The 16,315-nt window shown below is 70.5% G+C and carries 14 protein-coding genes; 7 read left to right on the top strand and 7 right to left on the bottom strand.

Translation table 11 applies throughout. The features are described 5' to 3' along the window. Positions 1–100 precede the first annotated feature (100 nt). The gene (locus tag Q5H91_RS10790; RefSeq protein ID WP_305173413.1) at positions 101–775 is read left to right on the top strand and encodes a YiaD family glycine zipper/OmpA-like lipoprotein; all 675 of its coding nucleotides are present in this window, start codon (positions 101–103) and stop codon (positions 773–775) included. A gap of 69 nt (positions 776–844) precedes the next feature. Here Q5H91_RS10790 and Q5H91_RS10795 read toward each other — a convergent pair whose 3' ends face one another. Both Q5H91_RS10795 and Q5H91_RS10800 read right to left on the bottom strand, forming a co-directional pair. Then, complete coding sequence (locus Q5H91_RS10795; RefSeq protein ID WP_305173573.1) at positions 845–1,273, bottom strand: nucleoside deaminase; 429 nt, start codon at positions 1,271–1,273, stop codon at positions 845–847. A gap of 58 nt (positions 1,274–1,331) precedes the next feature. After that, positions 1,332–1,550, bottom strand: a complete 219-nt coding sequence (locus tag Q5H91_RS10800) for a hypothetical protein (RefSeq protein ID WP_305173414.1) — start codon at positions 1,548–1,550, stop codon at positions 1,332–1,334. 150 nt (positions 1,551–1,700) lie between these two features. On the opposite strand from Q5H91_RS10800, the gene rpmB reads away from it, so the two are divergent. Further along, a complete protein-coding gene (gene rpmB, locus Q5H91_RS10805; RefSeq protein WP_305173415.1) occupies positions 1,701–2,003 on the top strand; it encodes a 50S ribosomal protein L28 in 303 nt (100 codons plus the stop codon). 216 nt (positions 2,004–2,219) lie between these two features. Here the strand turns inward: rpmB and Q5H91_RS10810 are convergent, their stop codons facing one another. After that, positions 2,220–3,191: an esterase-like activity of phytase family protein gene (locus Q5H91_RS10810; protein ID WP_305173416.1), complete on the bottom strand. Its 972-nt coding sequence runs from the start codon at positions 3,189–3,191 to the stop codon at positions 2,220–2,222. Between the two features lie 144 nt (positions 3,192–3,335). Between Q5H91_RS10810 and Q5H91_RS10815 the strand changes: the two genes are divergently transcribed. The 3 genes from Q5H91_RS10815 (at position 3,336) to Q5H91_RS10825 (ending at position 8,562) form a co-directional block, all read left to right on the top strand. Next, positions 3,336–3,665, top strand: a complete 330-nt coding sequence (locus Q5H91_RS10815; RefSeq protein ID WP_305173417.1) for a glycine zipper 2TM domain-containing protein — start codon at positions 3,336–3,338, stop codon at positions 3,663–3,665. Positions 3,666–4,033: 368 nt separating this feature from the next. After that, positions 4,034–6,799 carry a DNA polymerase I gene (gene polA, locus Q5H91_RS10820; protein WP_305173418.1) on the top strand — a complete coding sequence of 922 codons (2,766 nt, stop codon included), beginning with the start codon at positions 4,034–4,036 and terminating at the stop codon, positions 6,797–6,799. Between the two features lie 248 nt (positions 6,800–7,047). Beyond that, positions 7,048–8,562 carry a lipopolysaccharide biosynthesis protein gene (locus Q5H91_RS10825; RefSeq protein ID WP_305173419.1) on the top strand — a complete coding sequence of 505 codons (1,515 nt, stop codon included), beginning with the start codon at positions 7,048–7,050 and terminating at the stop codon, positions 8,560–8,562. A gap of 157 nt (positions 8,563–8,719) precedes the next feature. Here the strand turns inward: Q5H91_RS10825 and purH are convergent, their stop codons facing one another. From purH to Q5H91_RS10845, 4 genes are all read right to left on the bottom strand, one after another. Next, positions 8,720–10,315 (bottom strand): bifunctional phosphoribosylaminoimidazolecarboxamide formyltransferase/IMP cyclohydrolase, encoded by a 1,596-nt coding sequence (purH, locus tag Q5H91_RS10830; protein ID WP_305173420.1) that lies wholly within the window; start codon positions 10,313–10,315, stop codon positions 8,720–8,722. Positions 10,316–10,334: 19 nt separating this feature from the next. Further along, the gene (locus Q5H91_RS10835; protein ID WP_305173421.1) at positions 10,335–12,071 is read right to left on the bottom strand and encodes a heparinase II/III family protein; all 1,737 of its coding nucleotides are present in this window, start codon (positions 12,069–12,071) and stop codon (positions 10,335–10,337) included. Continuing rightward, positions 12,068–12,727, bottom strand: coding sequence for a ribulose-phosphate 3-epimerase (gene rpe / locus Q5H91_RS10840; protein ID WP_305173422.1), 660 nt, complete (start codon positions 12,725–12,727; stop codon positions 12,068–12,070). Before rpe ends, Q5H91_RS10835 begins: the two co-directional genes overlap by 4 nt. A 165-nt stretch (positions 12,728–12,892) precedes the next feature. Next, on the bottom strand, positions 12,893–14,137 hold the full coding sequence (locus Q5H91_RS10845; RefSeq protein WP_305173423.1) for an RsmB/NOP family class I SAM-dependent RNA methyltransferase: 1,245 nt from the start codon (positions 14,135–14,137) through the stop codon (positions 12,893–12,895). Between the two features lie 75 nt (positions 14,138–14,212). Here Q5H91_RS10845 and Q5H91_RS10850 point away from each other — a divergent pair, with 75 nt between their 5' ends. Further along, a complete protein-coding gene (locus Q5H91_RS10850; protein WP_305173424.1) occupies positions 14,213–14,374 on the top strand; it encodes a DUF1674 domain-containing protein in 162 nt (53 codons plus the stop codon). Between the two features lie 82 nt (positions 14,375–14,456). Then, complete coding sequence (locus Q5H91_RS10855; RefSeq protein WP_305173425.1) at positions 14,457–16,283, top strand: AsmA family protein; 1,827 nt, start codon at positions 14,457–14,459, stop codon at positions 16,281–16,283. The last annotated feature ends 32 nt before the right edge of the window (positions 16,284–16,315 follow it).

Raw genomic sequence — 16,315 nt, forward strand, 5'->3', positions numbered from 1 at the left:
CCACAACTTCCATCTGCTCCTGTTCGGCTCCGCCAGTCGATACGCTGCCGGAACAGGAGCCGCCCTGCCGGGTTGTTCCGGTCAGACGAAAGGGAATGTCATGCCGAACCGCCTCCTCATCGCCGCGCTGGCCGCGACCACGCTCGCCGCGTCGGGCTGCACCACCGATCCCGAGACGGGGCAGCGCCGCATCTCCAAGGCCGCGATCGGCGGCATCGGCGGGGCGCTGGGCGGCTATCTGCTCGGCGACGTCGTCGGCGGGCGGCGCGACCGGACCGAGAAGATCGTCGGCGCCGGGATCGGCGGCCTCGCCGGGGCGGGCATCGGCGCTTACATGGACAAGCAGGAGCGCGACCTGCGCGCCCGTACCGCCGGCACCGACGTCCAGGTGATCCGCCGTGGCGACGATCTGGTGCTCAATATCCCGTCGGGCATCACCTTCGCCTATGACAGCGCGGCGGTGCAGCCGCAGTTCCAGCGCACGCTCGACCAGGTCGCCGCGACGCTGTCCGAATATAACCAGACCTATATCGACGTGTACGGCCACACCGATTCGACCGGCAGCGACGCGTACAACCAGGCGCTGTCCGAACGCCGTGCGACGGCGGTCGCCGACTATCTGGCGGGGCACGGCGTCCAGACTGCGCGCATCGGCACCCGCGGCTATGGCAAAACCCAGCCGATCGCCTCCAACGACACCGAGGACGGCCGCGCCGCCAACCGCCGGGTCGAGGTGAAGATCGTGCCGGTCACGCAGAACGACGTTCGGGGGTAGGAGTTACCCCACTCCCGTCATCCCCGCGCAGGCGGGGATGACGGACAGGGCGGAATGCTGCGGGTACCCCTATCGCCGCGCCGCGAAGAAGTCGCGCAGCAAGGCCCCCGCCTCTCCCTCGCCGATCGCCGGGTACACCTCAGGCCGATGGTGGCAGGTCGGCTGCGCGAAGACGCGCGCGCCGTGTTCCACCCCGCCCCCCTTGGGATCGCTGGCGCCGTAGAACAGGCGCCGAATGCGCGCGTGCGCGATCGCGCCTGCGCACATGGCGCACGGCTCCAGCGTGACGTAGAGGTCGCAATCCTCCAGCCGCTCCGCCCCCAACGCCGCGGCGGCCGCGCGGATCGCCAGCATCTCGGCATGGGCGGTCGGATCGTGCAGGGTGCGCGGCGCGTTGCCGGCGACCGCCAGCACCCGGGCGCCCCGCATCACCACCGCGCCCACCGGCACCTCGCCAGCCCGGCCCGCGGCGGCAGCGGCGTCGAGCGCGTGGCGCATGGGCAGGGGCAGCGGGATCACCGTCCCGCGATGCCCCTGCGGCGCGCAGCCGTAAAGCTCAGTTCGTGCCCTGGGCGTTCGCCGGGCGCTCGACCTGCAGCGTCGGCACGGCGACCGTCTTGTTCTCGGTGCCGACCGACACCCGCGCGACATCGGCCTGGAAGGCGGGGGCCTGCACCACCCCGGGCCGGGTCTGGTCGATCGACAGGAAGCCGAAATGCATCGCCGCCGCCGCGACCAGCACGACCAGGGCGAGGATGACCAGAAGCGCGCGCATGTCCGTTCCTTTTTCATTGCTGAAGCGATTCGCTGGCGTAACAACGCCGCTCGCACCGACCCGTTGCATCGACTTGCGGTTGACGTGGGCCACACCGTTGTTTAAGCGCGCGGCCTTTCCGGGCATCCGCCTGAAACCAGGATATAGACCATGTCGCGCATTTGCGAGCTGACCGGCAAGGGCCGGCAGGTGGGCAACAACGTTTCCCACGCCAACAACAAGACCAAGCGCACCTTTCTGCCCAACCTGCAGAACGTGACCCTGCTGTCGGACGCACTGGAGACGGGCGTGCGCCTGCGCGTGTCGACCCACGGCCTGCGCTCGGTCGAGCATAATGGCGGGCTGGACAACTGGCTGGCCAAGACCAGCGACGACAAGCTGTCGCTGCGCTGCCGCCGCCTGAAGCGCGACATCCTGAAGAAGCGCGCCGCCACCGCCGCCGTCGCGGCCTAAGCGACCGTCTCTGCCGGGTTTCCAGACCCCCGCCGGTAGCCATCGGCGGGGGTTTTGGTGTTCTTGCCTTCGCCCGCCCCTTCCTGTCCGTCATCCGCGCGCAGGTGGCGATCCAGACACGCTGACACCGCGACTCTGGCCGTGAACGTCGGCGTTTATGGGTTTCCGCCTGCGCGGGAATGACGGGATCGGTCCGGGCCCCTCCGCCGCCGACGCTCAATCCAGACGGAACTTCAGCAACAAGGTCCGCTGGATCGGCAGCCAGTTGTCGTCCGACACCAGCCACAGCATCGTGGCGCCGCTCTCACGCACCACAGCGACGCCTTCGAAATTCTCCGCGAGCACCGGCGCGGCCAGCATAGCGATCTCGCGTCCCCGTACCGTCGCGTCCGGCCGGATCGCCCCGCGCTCCACCACCACCAGCCGCGCCGACCAGGTGAAGGGCAGCGCCAGCCGCCGCTCCAGCACCAGCAGCCGCCCGTCGGGCAGCTCGGTCAGGTCCGACGGGTCATAGCCTGGCGCGGGGATGTAGGAGAACCGGAAGGCCGGCTCCGGCCGCTCGGTCGGATCGCCCGCCCAGACCAGGCCGACCCGCATCGCCGTGCCATAGGGTGGCGATTCGCTCAGCGCCACGAAGCGCCCGTCTGCCAGCCGGGCGAGCGATTCGGCCCCACCGTTCGATCGCCACCGCGCCATCGCCGCGGGTGCCGCCATCCGCGTACCCCCCGGTCCGTAGCGCCAGATCTGGTTGACGCTCTCGAACCCCACCCAGGTCCGCCCGGTCGCCGGGTCGCGCGCCAGCGACTCGGCGTCGCGATCGCGCTTCTCCCAGCCGGTGCGCGGACCGCTTGGCAGCTCGGCGAAGCGCACATCCCTCGCACGCCAGTCGCTGCCCATCCGGAACCGGACGACGTGGCCGCCGTCACTGACCAGGAGAAATCGGTCTCCCTCCACCGCCAGCGCGGAGAAGCTGCCGAACGCCCGGTCGCGGCTCGTCAGCACCGCGCCGCCCAGATACATCAACGCTCCCAGCCGCCGCCGCGCCGGATCGCCGGCGTCGAGTGCTACCGGCGTCACCGTCATATCAGGCACGGCGCGCAGCAGCTTGCGCCGCTCCTCGCCTGCCCAGCCGGTGCCCAGCAGCAGCGGCAGCAGCACGGCGGACAACAGGGCGGCGGCACGCTTCACGCGCTCCTCATAGGGGCGGGCGGCGCGGCGAAAAGGCTGAACCGCCGATAACGGACACATTCAGGCTCGGCTCAACGCGAATCGGCGAGAAGGCTTTCATCGACGACGGGTTTCCCGCCGCCGAGCAGGATCGGGAGAACCAGCATGTTCAAGACTTTCACCCTCGCCGCCGCCGCCGTCGCCATGACCGCCTCGGCCGTCGTCCCCGTCAGTGCCGCCGATGCGCGTCCGCGTCGCCACTGGCACGGTGACCGCTACGAGCAGCGGTACGACCGGCGCGACTATCGCGACGCGTGCCGCCGCAAGGGCATCGGCAGCACCGGCACCGTCGTCGGCGCGATCGCGGGTGGCCTGCTGGGCCGCACGATCGACACCCGCGGCGACCGCACGATGGGCACGCTGCTCGGCGCCGGTGCCGGCGCGCTGGCCGGCCGCGCCGTCGAGCGCGGCGAGCGCCCCGGCTATTGCCGCTAAGGTTTCAGGGTTCCCTCGCGTAGCGTAACGAGGGCGGAGGGCCGGTGCCGCGAGGCGCCGGTCCTCTTGTTCATGGGTCGCGCTGCAGGCGAGAATAGTCGCGCTAAGGCGCGAAGACGCTAAGGAAGAAGAGATTGTTCACGCGGAGGCGCGGAGGCGCGGAGGGGTTGCGCCTCGCCGCGGCAGCGGCCCTTAATCGCTGGCCGATGATAATGCAGGTGCGCTGCCGCGCACGATACATCCTCCGCGGCTCCGCGTCTCCGCGTGAACCCGTTCTTCTCTTCGCGTCTTAGCGCCTTCGCGCGAACATTCCTTCGCCAAGCAGGGGGATGCCGTCGCCCGCGTAAACCGCTACATCGGCCGCCACCATGCCCCATCTCTATCTCGTCGACGGCTCCGGCTATATCTTTCGCGCCTATCACCGCCTGCCGCCGCTCACCAACAAGCATGGCGAGCCGGTCGGCGCGGTGTACGGCTATACGACGATGCTGTGGAAGCTGGTCGACGAGCTTCACGCCGCAGAGGGGCCGACCCACATGGCGGTCGTCCTCGACAAATCGTCCAAGACCTTCCGCAACGAGCTGTACGACCAGTACAAGGCGCACCGCCCACCGCCACCGGAGGATCTGGTCCCGCAATTCCCGATGATCCGCGACGCCACCCGCGCCTTCTCGCTACCCTGTATTGAGACCGAGGGGCTGGAGGCCGACGACATCATCGCCTGCTATGCCAAGGCGGCACTGGCGCAGGGGTGGCAGGTCACGATCGTGTCGTCCGACAAGGACCTGATGCAGCTGATCGAGCCGGGGCTCGACCTCTACGACACGATGAACAACCGGCGTCTGGGTGCGGAGCATGTCGCCGAGAAATTCTTCGGCATCGCCCCGACGCAGCTGGGCGACGTGCTGGCGCTGATGGGCGACAGCGTCGACAACGTCCCCGGCGTCCCCGGCGTCGGACCCAAGACCGCGGCCAAGCTGATCCTGGAGCATGGCGACCTGACGTCCGTCCTCGCCGCAGCCGAGGGGATGAAGAAGGGCAAGCTGCGCGACAACCTGATCGAGCATGCCGACATGGCGCGCCTCAGCCGCGAGCTGGTTTCCTTACGCTGCGACGTCGCCCTGCCCGAGCCGCTCGACGACCTGGAACTCAAGGGTATTCCTGATGCGCCCTTGCGCGCCTTCCTCGAGCATCACGGCTTCCGCTCGCTCCTGACGAAGCTCGGTCAGGTTGCCGACGCGCCCGTGCCTGCCGCCCCGACCGGCACGCCGGCCGAGCCGATGGAGGCCGACCCGCCCTGCGACCTCGACGGGTACGAGACGGTGCAGGATCTGGACGCGCTCGACCGCTGGATCACCATCGCGCGTCACCAGGGCTGGATCGCGATCGATACCGAGACCAGCTCGACCGACGCGACCCAGGCGGAGCTGGTCGGCGTCAGCCTGGCGCTCCACCCCAACCTCGCCTGCTATATCCCGCTCGGCCATGGCGGCACCGACCTGCTCGCCGAGGTGCCGGTCCAGATCGACCGCGACGCCGCGCTGTCCCGGCTGAAGGACCTGTTCGAGGATCCGTCGGTCCTGAAGATCGGCCACAATCTGAAATTCGACATGATCGTGCTCGGCATGCGCGGGATCGATGTCGCCCCGCACGACGACACCATCGTCATGAGCTTCGACCTCGATGCCGGGCTGCACGGCCACGGCATGGACGAGCTGGCGGCGACCCATCTCTCGCACAGCTGCATCGCGTTCAAGGACGTGGTTGGCACCGGCAAGAGTCAGCGCGGCTTCCACGAGATCGACCTGAAGGCGGCGACCCGCTACGCCGCCGAGGATGCCGACGTGACGTACCGGCTGTGGAAGCGCTTCCGCGCCCGCCTGCCGGCCGAGCAGGCGACGCGGGTGTACGAGATGGTCGACCGCCCGCTCGTCCCCGTCATCGCGCGGATGGAGCGCCACGGCATCCGCGTCGACCGCGAGCGGCTGGCGGCATTGTCGGCCGAGTTCGCCGCCGGCATCGCCGGGCTGGAGACGGAGGTCCACGCGCTCGCCGGCACCCCCTTCACCATCGGCAGCCCCAAGCAGCTGGGTGATATCCTGTTCGAGCGGATGGGCCTGAAGGGCGGGCGCAAGGGTAAATCGGGTGTCTATTCCACCGATGTAACCGAACTCGAACGCCTCGCCCGCGACAAGGGGCCGGGGGCCGAGATCGTGCGCAAGGTGCTTGACTGGCGCCAGCTGACCAAGCTCAAGAACACCTATACCGACGCGCTCCAGGCACAGATCCACCCCGGCACGGGCCGCGTCCATACCAGCTACTCGCTGACCGGCGCGCAGACGGGCCGCCTGTCCTCGACCGAGCCCAATCTCCAGAACATCCCGATCCGCACCGAGGTCGGCCGCCAGATCCGCGAGGCGTTCGTGGCGGAGCCGGGTAACGTCCTGCTCGCTGCTGACTATTCGCAGATCGAGCTGCGGCTCGCCGCGCACATGGCCGACGTACCGGCGCTGCGCGATGCCTTCGCCAATGGCGACGACATCCACAGCCTGACCGCGACCGAGCTGTTCGGTGAGGTCAACCGCGATACCCGCGCGCGCGCCAAGACGATCAACTTCGCGATCCTCTACGGCATCAGCCGCTGGGGTCTGGCCGGCCGGCTGGAGGTGACGCCCGACGAAGCGCAGGCGATGATCGACCGTTATTTCGAGCGGTTCCCCGGCATCAACCGCTACATGGCCGAGACGCTGGAGGCGGTGCGCGACCAAGGCTTCACCACCACGCTGTTCGGTCGCAAGACCTGGTTCCCGCGCATCAAGTCGAAGAACCAGGGCGAGCGCCAAGGCGCCGAGCGCGCCGCGATCAACGCTCCGATCCAGGGAACGAGCGCCGACATCATCAAGCGCGCGATGGTCCGCATGGAACCGGCATTGGCGGCGGCGGGCCTAGGCCATGTCCGGATGCTGCTGCAGGTCCATGACGAACTGGTGTTCGAACTGCCCGAGGACGACGTCGCGGCGGCGAGCGCGGTGATCCGCGGGGTGATGGAGACGGCGGCGGAACCGGCGGTGAAGCTGTCGGTACCGCTCGGCGTGGAGATCGGCACCGGCCAGAGCTGGGGAGCGGCGCACTAAAATGCATTACCGGGAAAAACTTCAGCTCTGGGTGCGTGAGGCGCTCGCCGAGCTGGGCGGTGAGGGCTCAATCCTCGACGTTGTCAAAAGGGTATGGGCCAACCACGAGGCCGATATCGTAGAAGTAGGCGACGCTTTCTACACTTGGCAGTATGATATCCGGTGGGCCGCAGACTCATTGAGGAAATCAGGCAAACTTGGCCTTCGGAAGGCAGGCGCGAAAAGCGTATGGCTTCTGCGAAATTGACGTGACCCAGACCAAGGACATCGACGCGCTCGCCAAGGGCGGGCGGACCAACATCGCCGGGTTCATCCTGCGCCTCGCCGCGCGCATCCCGTTCCTGTTCATCGCCGGCCGCGCCTATGGACCCGATCTGGTCGGGCGCTTCGCCATCGCGGTCGTGGTGGTCGAACTCGCCGCGCTGCTCGCCACGCTCGGGCTGAAGCGGGGCCTCGCGCAGGCCCTGTCGGAGACTGACCGCCCGCACGTCCATGTCGTGTGGGACGCGATGGCGATGGCGCTGATCGCCTCGCTGCTCGCCAGCGCGCTGCTCTGCGCGTTCCCGCAGATCATGTACCCCAACACGCCGATCACCGGGCTCGACCGCTGGCTGCCGCTGATCGTCGTCGCGATCGCTTGGTCCGACGTCAGCCTGGCGGCGCTGGCGTACCGCCTGAACGTCAAGGCGGCGGTCACCGCGCGCGCCGTGGTGGAGCCGTGGACGATCTCGGCGGCGGCGTACGTCTTCTCGTTCTTCACGATCCGCGACGGGCTTGTCCTCTCTTACGTCGCGTCGATGACCGCGGCGCTGATCGCCAGCATCGTGCCGTTCCTGCGCAGCTACGGCCTGCCGCATGGCTGGTCGCCGCAGCTGCGCGTGCTCGTCCGCATGGCGCGGGTAAATGCGCCGCTCGCCGGTGCCGACGCGCTGGAATGGGGCAGCCGCAACGTCGACCGCTTCATCCTCGGCCTGCTGTTCACGCCGGGCGTGGTCGGCATCTACTACATGGCGCAGCAGGTGTCGTCGCTGCCCCAGAAGCTGAAGACCAGCTTCGACCCCGTGCTGGGGCCGGTCATCACCCGCGCGCTGGCGGAAGGCGACCGCGCCGCCGTCGCGCAGCAGGTGCGCCAGGTCGCCTTCTGGATCATGGCCGCGCAGGGGCTGCTCGCGCTGATGGGCGCGATCCCGGGAGAGGCGGTCATGGGCGTCGTCGGGCCGCAGTTCGTCGCGGGCACCGCTGCCCTCGCCTTCCTGCTCGCGGGCGAGGTGCTGGCCTCGCCCGGCGCGGTGTGTGAATCGGCGCTGGTCTATACCGCGCGGCACCGCAACCTGCTGATCTCGATCTTCATGCTGGGGGTGCAGATCGGGCTCAGCTTCGCGCTGGTGCTGGGGATGCGCGCGCTCGCCTGGCCGGTGACGTGGCAGGCGGCGGGGGTTGCGGTGGCGCTGGCGATCAGCCTGGGACTGACCTCGATCATCAAGGCTCGGCTGTTGCGCCATATCCTGAAGGCGCCGGTGTCGCCGTTGCGCTGGCCGCTGCTCTGGGCGGGGCTGGCCGCACTGGCGGTCGGCGGGGCCTTCACCGCGCTGCCCAAGCGCTACGAATGGGCCGAGCTGCTGATCGGCGAACCGGCGATCGCCGCGACCTATCTGTTCATCCTGTGGCGCTGGGCGTTCGGACCGGCCGATCGGGCGCTGTTCGGGAGTGTGCCCAAGACCCAGGACGCCACCCTGCCAAACGTCGGCGCGCCGATCCGCTGATCCTAAATCCTCCCCTGCAATGGGAGGTGGCATGGCGCAGCCATGACGGAGGGGTGTCCCCGGTCGGGACTGCAGCCTACCCCAACCACCGGCGACACCCCTCCACCACCCGGCTGCGCCGGGCGGTCCCCCTCCCCTTGCAGGGGAGGATTTTCGGTCAGTGTCGGAAGTGCCGCATGCCGGTGAACACCATCGCCAGCCCGGCCGCATCCGCCGCAGCGATCACCTCGTCGTCGCGGATCGAGCCGCCCGGCTGGATCACCGCCGTCGCCCCCGCCTCGACCGCCGCGAGCAGCCCGTCGGCGAACGGGAAGAACGCGTCCGACGCCACCGCGCAGCCGATCGTCCGGGGCTCAGCCCAGCCGGCCTTGTCGGCGGCGTCCTTCGCCTTCCAAGCCGCGATGCGCGCGGACTCGAGCCGGTTCATCTGCCCCGCCCCGATCCCCGCGGTGCTGCCGTCCTTGGCATAGACGATCGCGTTCGACTTGACGTGCTTGGCCACCGTCCAGGCGAAACGGCAGTCCGCCAGTTCCCGCTCGGTCGGCGCGCGCTGCGTCACCACCTTCAGTTCGCCCGGCGTGCCATTGTCGCGCGACTGGACCAGCAGCCCGCCCGCGATCGACTTCACCATCAGGCCCGGCCGCGCCGGAACGGGCAGTGCGCCGGTCAGCATCAGCCGCAGGTTCTTCTTCTTCGCGAACACCGCCTTCGCCGCATCATCCGCGTCGGGTGCCACCACCACCTCGGTAAAGATCGCGGCGATCGCCTCCGCCGTCTCGCCGTCGAGCGGGCGGTTGACCGCAACGATGCCGCCGAACGCCGACACCGTGTCGCACGCGAAGGCGGCGCGATAGGCGTCGAGCAGCGTCTCGCCCGTTGCCACGCCACACGGGTTGGCATGCTTCACGATCACCACCGTCGGCGGGCCGTCACGGAACTCGGACACCAGCTCCAGCGCGGCGTCGGCGTCGTTCAGATTGTTGTACGACAGCGCCTTGCCCTGGATCAGGTCGGCCTGCGCGATCCCGCGCGCGTGCGGCCCGCGCGGCAGATAGAGCGCCGCCGCCTGATGCGGGTTCTCGCCATAGCGCAACTCGTCGGCGGCCTTCGCGAACGCCAGCGGCAGCGTCGCCGGAAAATGCTCGCCCTGGTCGGCAAAGGCAAACCACTGCGCGATCGCCGCGTCATAGGCGGCGGTCGCCGCATAGGCCTTCGCCGCCAGTCGCCGCCTTGTGTCGAGCGTCGTGCCGCCCGCCGCTACCTCGGCCAGCACCGCGCCGTAATCCGCCGGATCGGTCAGGATCGCGACCGAGGCGTGGTTCTTCGCCGCCGAGCGCACCATGCTGGGGCCGCCGATGTCGATATTCTCGATCACCTCTTCGCGGGCGGCGCCCTTGGCCACGGTTGCCTCGAACGGATAGAGGTTCACCACCACCAGGTCGATCGCGCCGATCCCGTGTTCGCGCATCGATGCGACATGCGCCGGGTCGTTGCGCACCGCCAGCAGGCCGCCATGCACGGTCGGGTGGAGCGTCTTGACGCGGCCGTCCATCATCTCGGGAAAGCCGGTCAGCTCGGCGACGTCCTTCACCGCCAGACCCGCCTCGCGCAGGGTGCGGGCGGTGCCGCCGGTGGATACCAGCTCGACGCCGTGGCGGCTGAGCGCCGTGGCGAGGTCGACGATGCCCGTCTTGTCGGAAACCGACAGGAGGGCGCGAGTCACGGGAATGACGGAGTCGGAGATTGGGGTCATGGCCGCGCCCTGTGGCGCGTCACAGCGCGCGCTTCAAGGCCCAGCTGACGCTGGCGCCGCCGGCGGGCGCCTCGCCGGTGACGACCAGCTGCGCGATCGGCTGCGGCTTGCCCGCGCCGTCGATCCACAGGCTCTCCTCGATGCCCAGCGCGCCGCCCCGGCAGCGGAACTGCCACAGCGCCCCGCCCGGCAGCCTGAGCAGCGCCGCCTGCCCGTCGGCGGTGGGCGACGCCTGCACTCCGACGCCCAGGTGAAAGCGCACCGCGAACGGCGTCCGCCCGCCCCGGCGAAAGCGCCGCCCGGCTGGAAGCAGCGCATCCTCGCCGCGCAACTCGCGCCCGTCGCCGGTCAGCACCAGCTGGCGGCGATGGAGGAAGCCCCAGCGCCGGGCATAGCCGTCATGGCTCGCCTCGATCCGGCTGGCGGCGTCCGATTCCTGGCGCGACAGCTCCACCGCCGACACGCCGCGCCCCAGCATCCCGTCGCCGTGGATCGCGGTCGAGTTGCTGTCGCCGACCACCAGGGTCGAGTGCGCCGCCGTGGTGCGCAGCCCCTCCAGCAGCGCCAGTGGCAGCGCCGCCGCCTCGCGCGCACCGCCACAGCCGACCACCAGGCGCTGCTCGCCATCGGAAAACTCGAACGCCAATGTCGAGGCGCAGCCACCCTCGACCAGCCGCGCGATCGGCGGCGGCGCGGCGTCGACGATCAGCACCGCACCGCCCGCGGCCAGGCGCTGATATCCCCATTCGCGCGACTGGCGAAGGGGGCGGGTTCGCACCCCGCTGGCGGCGATCACTGCGGCGACATGCTCGGGCGTGGAGGGGCCGGCACCTTGCCAGCTCGACAGCGCGCGGTCGCCGTGCATCACCCCCATCAGCGCCGGCACCATCTTGGCCAGCGCGTGGCTCGCCACCTCGGGCATCGCCATGCGCCGTGCGGCGTAGCAGGCGCGCAGGGACGACAGCAGCACGATCGTGTCCATCAGCATCGCCGGGCTGCGCGACACCGATCCGCCATCCTCGAACAGCCCGCCCGCGATCGCGCGCGCCAGCCCACCCTCGCCGAACGCACGGCGCGGCTCGCCGCCGGGGATCAGCAGCCCGGCCGCGACGATCCCGCACCAGGCCGCGATCCGCGGCGCGCCCGGCGGCGCCTTGTCCGCCCCCCGGTCCAAGTGCCGCGCGCCGCGCGCCAGTGCGTTCAGCACGCGGCTGCGATAGATCAGGTCGGTGGACGACAGGATCAGCGGCGCGTGTGCTGTGCAGGCCAGGATGCGCCGCCCCCACAGGTCGGGCGCCCAGGCGACGCCGTCGACCCGCTCGCCATGCGCGGCCAGCCAGCGGGCCATCAGCGCCTCGGCGCGGGGAGCGCCTTCCGCCCGCGTCGCCACCGTCGACAGGTCGCGCAGCCAGTCGAACCCGTGCAGATAGTGCGAGAAGGCCGGGCTCCAGTCGGGCCGGTTCAGGTCGAGCGCATGGACCGCGCGCACCTCGCCGCGGACGTTCAGCGTCCCGCTCATCAGCGCCCGCCCGCGCGCGACGTCGCCCATCATCGGGTCGTCCGGCACCGCGATCAGCTTCAGGGGATAGCGGCCCTTCAGCCGCATCGCGTGGAGCGGCGTGCGCCATGTCAGCCGGTACAGCCGTTCCGACAGGCGTTCGGCCAGCGACAGCCCCTTGTCGCCGCCGACGCGCACCAGCCGCTTACCCTCGTCGATCCCGTCGGCGCCGGGAGCGATGGCGCCCTCGTCCCTCATCCGCCTCGCAGCGCCGCGATGTTGGCGGCATAGCAGTCCGGCCCGCCCCGGAACGCCGCCGTTCCCGCGACCAGCGCGTCGGCCCCCGCCTCGATACAGCGACGGGCATGGACCGCATCGACCCCGCCATCGACCTCCAGGTCGATAGCGCGGCCCGACTGCTCGATCATCCGCCGGATCGCCGCGATCTTCTTAAGCTGGCTGTCGATGAAGCTCTGCCCGCCGAAACCGGGATTGACGCTCATCACCAGCACCAGGTCGACCATGTCGATCAGATAGTCGAGCATCTTGGCCGGCGTCGCCGGGTTCAGCACCACCCCCGCCCGCTTGCCCAGCGACTTGATGTGCTGGACGGTGCGGTGGACGTGCGGCCCCGCCTCGGGATGCACGGTGATGCAGTCGGCCCCCGCCTCGGCGAAAGCCTCCAGATACGGGTCGACCGGCGCGATCATCAGATGGACGTCGAACGGCTTGGCGGTGTGCGGGCGCAGCGCCTTCACCACCGCCGGACCGATCGTGATGTTGGGCACGAAATGCCCGTCCATCACGTCGATATGGATCCAGTCCGCCCCGGCGGCATCGATCGCGCGCACTTCGTCGCCCAGTTTCGCGAAGTCTGCGGAGAGAATGGAGGGTGCGATACGGACAGGCTGCATGATCCGTCATTACCAGCGAAGATGAACGCGGCAAGATGCGCGTTCACCATAATTATCGGGCGGCGGCTAAGGTCTTGCCATCATTGTGGTCCTGAAGAACGGTACGACTTTCCTTCATCGTCATCCCGGCGAACGCCGGGATGACGCGCGGGGTCTGGTGCGTCCTTACCCCGCCCGCACCAGCCCGACGACGAAGAACCCGTCATTCCCACCCGCATACCGGCCCGGCAGCACCCGGTCGGCCGCATCCGCCACTGCAAAGTCCGGCCGCGCCTCCAGGAACGCAGCCAGCTGCGCCTCGCCCTCTGCCGGCTCTAGCGAGCAGGTCGCGAACACCAGTCGCCCGCCGGGCTTCACCCAGTCCGCTGCGCGTTTCAGGATGCGTCCCTGCAAGGCGGCCAGATCGGCGATCAGCGCCGGATGTACCCGGTGCAGCACGTCAGGGTGCCGGCGGAAGATGCCGGTCGCGCTGCACGGCGCATCGACCAGCACCGCGTCCGCCGGTGCGTTGGGCGCAAAGGCCAGCACGTCCGCCTGCACCACTTCCGCCTTCAGCCGGGTGCGGAACAGGTTCTCGCGCAGCCGCTTGATCCGGCTCCCGGACTGGTCGACCGCCGTGACGCGCCAGCCGGCGGCGGCCAGCTGCATCGTCTTGCCGCCCGGCGCCGCGCACAGGTCCAGCACCGTCCTGCCGTCCCCCGCGCCCAACAGCTGCGCGGGCAGCGACGCGGCGACATCCTGCACCCACCACGCACCCTCGCCAAATCCCGCCATGTCCGGCACCGGCGCATGCTCGTCCAGCCGCAGATGGCCGGGCATCAGGCTGGTCCCGCCCAGCACCCCCTGCCACTCGTCGGTTCGCGCGGGATCGGCCAGGGTAATGTCGAGCGGCGGCGGCGCGGCGATGGCGCGTTCCGCCTCCTCGACCATCGCCTCGCCCCACGCCGCCGCCCAGCGCGCCTCGACATCGGCGGGCAGCGCCGGCACCTCGGGCAGCAATTGACCACCGCGGATCAGCGTGCCGAACACGCCATGGACCAGCTTGCGCGGGCCACCATCGACCAGCGGCAGCACCGTCGCGATCGCCGCGTGCGCCGGCGTGCCCAGCACCAGCGCCTGGACCAACGCGATGCGGAGCGCCATGCGTGCCTTGGCATCGGGCGGCAGCACCCGCTCGGTCGCGCCGTCGATCAGCGCGTCGAGATCGGGCAGCCGGCGCAGCGTCTCGGCGGCAATGGCGTGCGCCAGTCCGCGGTCAGGGCCGTGCACCATCCGCGTCGCGGCGGGCAGCGCCGCCTCCAGCGCCTCGCCCCGGCGCAACACCGCGTCGAGCAATTTGATCGCCGCGCGCCGCGTCGGCACGCCGAGCGGCTCGGGCGCATGGCTATGAACGGTGTCGGTGCGCGCCATTACTTGGGATCGGTCCTCATCGCGCCTATGTGGCCTCTTGGCCCCCAACAGGCAATCGGGGCGTCGGAGACGATCATGGCCCAGCGCCCCGCCCATCTGAAGCCGCCCGCGCACCTCTCCCCCAACCCGCCGGTCCCCGAGCCCCAGCCGCTCGAACCCAGCACGGCGAACCCGGACGACCGTGACCCGACCCGCTACGGGGATTGGGAGCTGAAAGGCGTCGCGGTCGATTTCTGACGCTCCCGTGCTCCCGCGATGGCGGGGAGATAATCGGCGCGCTCCTGACGGAACCGGAACGACCACCGATCGTCCCGCCTCCATGACGCGCAGATGGCGGATCGGCTTGGCAATCACCGGCGGCATCGTCGCCCTGCTGCTGCTCGTCCTCGCCGCCTTTCCCTGGGGCCTGCTTGCCGGCATCGTCGCGCGGGAAGCGGGGGAGCGGTTCGGTCGTCCTGTCGCGATCGGCAGCGTCGAGCGGCTCGACCGGTTCGGCTTAATGCCGCGGCTCGCGATCCGCGACGTCCGTATCGCGCAGGCCGACTGGGCCGGCACCGGCGACTTCGCCCGCATCGGCGCGGTGACGCTGCGCCTGCCGGTCTGGCCGCTCCTCCTCGGCCGCATCGATCCGCGCGAGGTCACGGTCGACGGCCTCCACCTCGCCCTCGCCCGCGACGCGAACGGCCGCACGAACTGGCAGCGCCCCGGCAAGCAGGAAAGCGGCGGCGCGGCGCCCGATCTCGCCGGGCTCGCCATCCGCGACGCGACGATCACCTACACCGACGCGAAGCAGGACCGCGCCGTCCGCATGATGGTCGATATCGACGCCGCCGGCCTGCGCGCCTACGGCGTCGGCACGATCCGCGGCACCCCGGTCCGCCTCGCCGTCGCCGGCGCGCCGCCGGTCGCGGGCAGCGCCTGGCCCTTCGCCGCGCGCATCGCCGGCGCCGACCTGGCGATGCGCGCGAAGGGCAGCATGGACCGCCCGCTCGATACCGACGCCATGTCCCTCGCCGTCACCGCTCGCGCCGCCGACCTGAAGCTGATCGACGCGGTGATCGAGGCGGGGCTGTTCCGCACCCGCCCGGTCACGCTGACCGCGCAGGTCCGCCACGATCCCGGCCAGTGGCGCATCGCGGCGCTGAAGGGCCGCATCGGCCGGTCGGACCTGTCCGGTGACCTGACCGTCCTGAAGGTCGACGGCCGGTCGAAGATCGACGGTCGCCTCGCGGCAAAGGCGTTCGACTTCAACGACCTGACCTCTGCCGAGGGGCGTGCCCGATCCGCCGCGCTGGAGGCGCGGATCGGCCCGAAGCTGGTGCCCGACACGCGTATCGACATCGGCAAGATCGACACCACCGACGGCCGCCTGACCTTCACCGTCGGCCGCATCATCGGTACCAGCGCGCCGCCGGTGCTGGGGCTGGCCGGCACCCTCGTGATGGACCATCGCCGCCTGACGCTCGCGCCGCTGCGGCTGACGCTGTCGCAGGGCGTGGTCACCGGGCGCGCAGTCGTCGACCAGCATGACGGCGCGCCGGCGCCGCTCGTCACGCTCGACCTGCGGCTGACCGGGGGTGACGTCGCCGCCTTTGCGGAGGGTGGCGCATTTACCGGGCGCATGGCCGCGCGCGTGCGGCTGACCGGGCGCGGTGAGACGATCCGTGCCGCGGTCGGCCGGTCGCGCGGGATGATCGGCTTCGTCGTCCATGACGGTCGCCTGCCCGCCCGCTATGCCGCCGCGCTCGGCTTCGACGCGGGCCGCGCGCTGCTGGCCGGGCGCGACGACCGCGCTGCGCTTCGTTGCATGATCGCCGAGCTGGCGGTGAAGGACGGCACCGCCCGCGTCGACCCGCTGACCGTCGATACCGCGATCAGCCGGATGCGCGGCACCGGCACGCTGTCCTTCCCCGCCGAACGCCTCGCCCTGACGCTGACCGGCGCGCCCAAGCGCGACGTCATCCTGCGCATTCCCGGCACCGTCTCGGTCACCGGCACGCTGCGCGAGCCCGAGCTGGTCGTCCCGCCGCAGATGAAGTCGTTCGGCAATATCCTGAAGGCGATCGGACGACGCATCAGCGGCAACAGCGGCCCGGTGGCGACCGACGCCGACTGCGCGGGGCTGGCGCGGGCGGCGTTGCGGTGAGGGGCATCGCCTCCGCCTCCTTCGTCATTCCC

The sequence above is a fragment of the Sphingomonas aurea genome (genome assembly GCF_030678875.1).
GTDB classification, from domain to species: Bacteria; Pseudomonadota; Alphaproteobacteria; order Sphingomonadales; family Sphingomonadaceae; genus Sphingomonas; species Sphingomonas aurea.

Coding starts and splice junctions, on each gene's coding strand:
- Q5H91_RS10790 (WP_305173413.1), top strand. CDS start 101: ATGCCGAACCGCCTCCTCATCGCCGCGCTGGCCGCGACCACGCTCGCC.
- Q5H91_RS10795 (WP_305173573.1), bottom strand. CDS start 1,273: ATGCGCCACGCGCTCGACGCCGCTGCCGCCGCGGGCCGGGCTGGCGAG.
- Q5H91_RS10800 (WP_305173414.1), bottom strand. CDS start 1,550: ATGCGCGCGCTTCTGGTCATCCTCGCCCTGGTCGTGCTGGTCGCGGCG.
- rpmB (WP_305173415.1), top strand. CDS start 1,701: ATGTCGCGCATTTGCGAGCTGACCGGCAAGGGCCGGCAGGTGGGCAAC.
- Q5H91_RS10815 (WP_305173417.1), top strand. CDS start 3,336: ATGTTCAAGACTTTCACCCTCGCCGCCGCCGCCGTCGCCATGACCGCC.
- polA (WP_305173418.1), top strand. CDS start 4,034: ATGCCCCATCTCTATCTCGTCGACGGCTCCGGCTATATCTTTCGCGCC.
- purH (WP_305173420.1), bottom strand. CDS start 10,315: ATGACCCCAATCTCCGACTCCGTCATTCCCGTGACTCGCGCCCTCCTG.
- Q5H91_RS10835 (WP_305173421.1), bottom strand. CDS start 12,071: ATGAGGGACGAGGGCGCCATCGCTCCCGGCGCCGACGGGATCGACGAG.
- rpe (WP_305173422.1), bottom strand. CDS start 12,727: ATGCAGCCTGTCCGTATCGCACCCTCCATTCTCTCCGCAGACTTCGCG.
- Q5H91_RS10845 (WP_305173423.1), bottom strand. CDS start 14,137: ATGGCGCGCACCGACACCGTTCATAGCCATGCGCCCGAGCCGCTCGGC.
- Q5H91_RS10850 (WP_305173424.1), top strand. CDS start 14,213: ATGGCCCAGCGCCCCGCCCATCTGAAGCCGCCCGCGCACCTCTCCCCC.
- Q5H91_RS10855 (WP_305173425.1), top strand. CDS start 14,457: ATGACGCGCAGATGGCGGATCGGCTTGGCAATCACCGGCGGCATCGTC.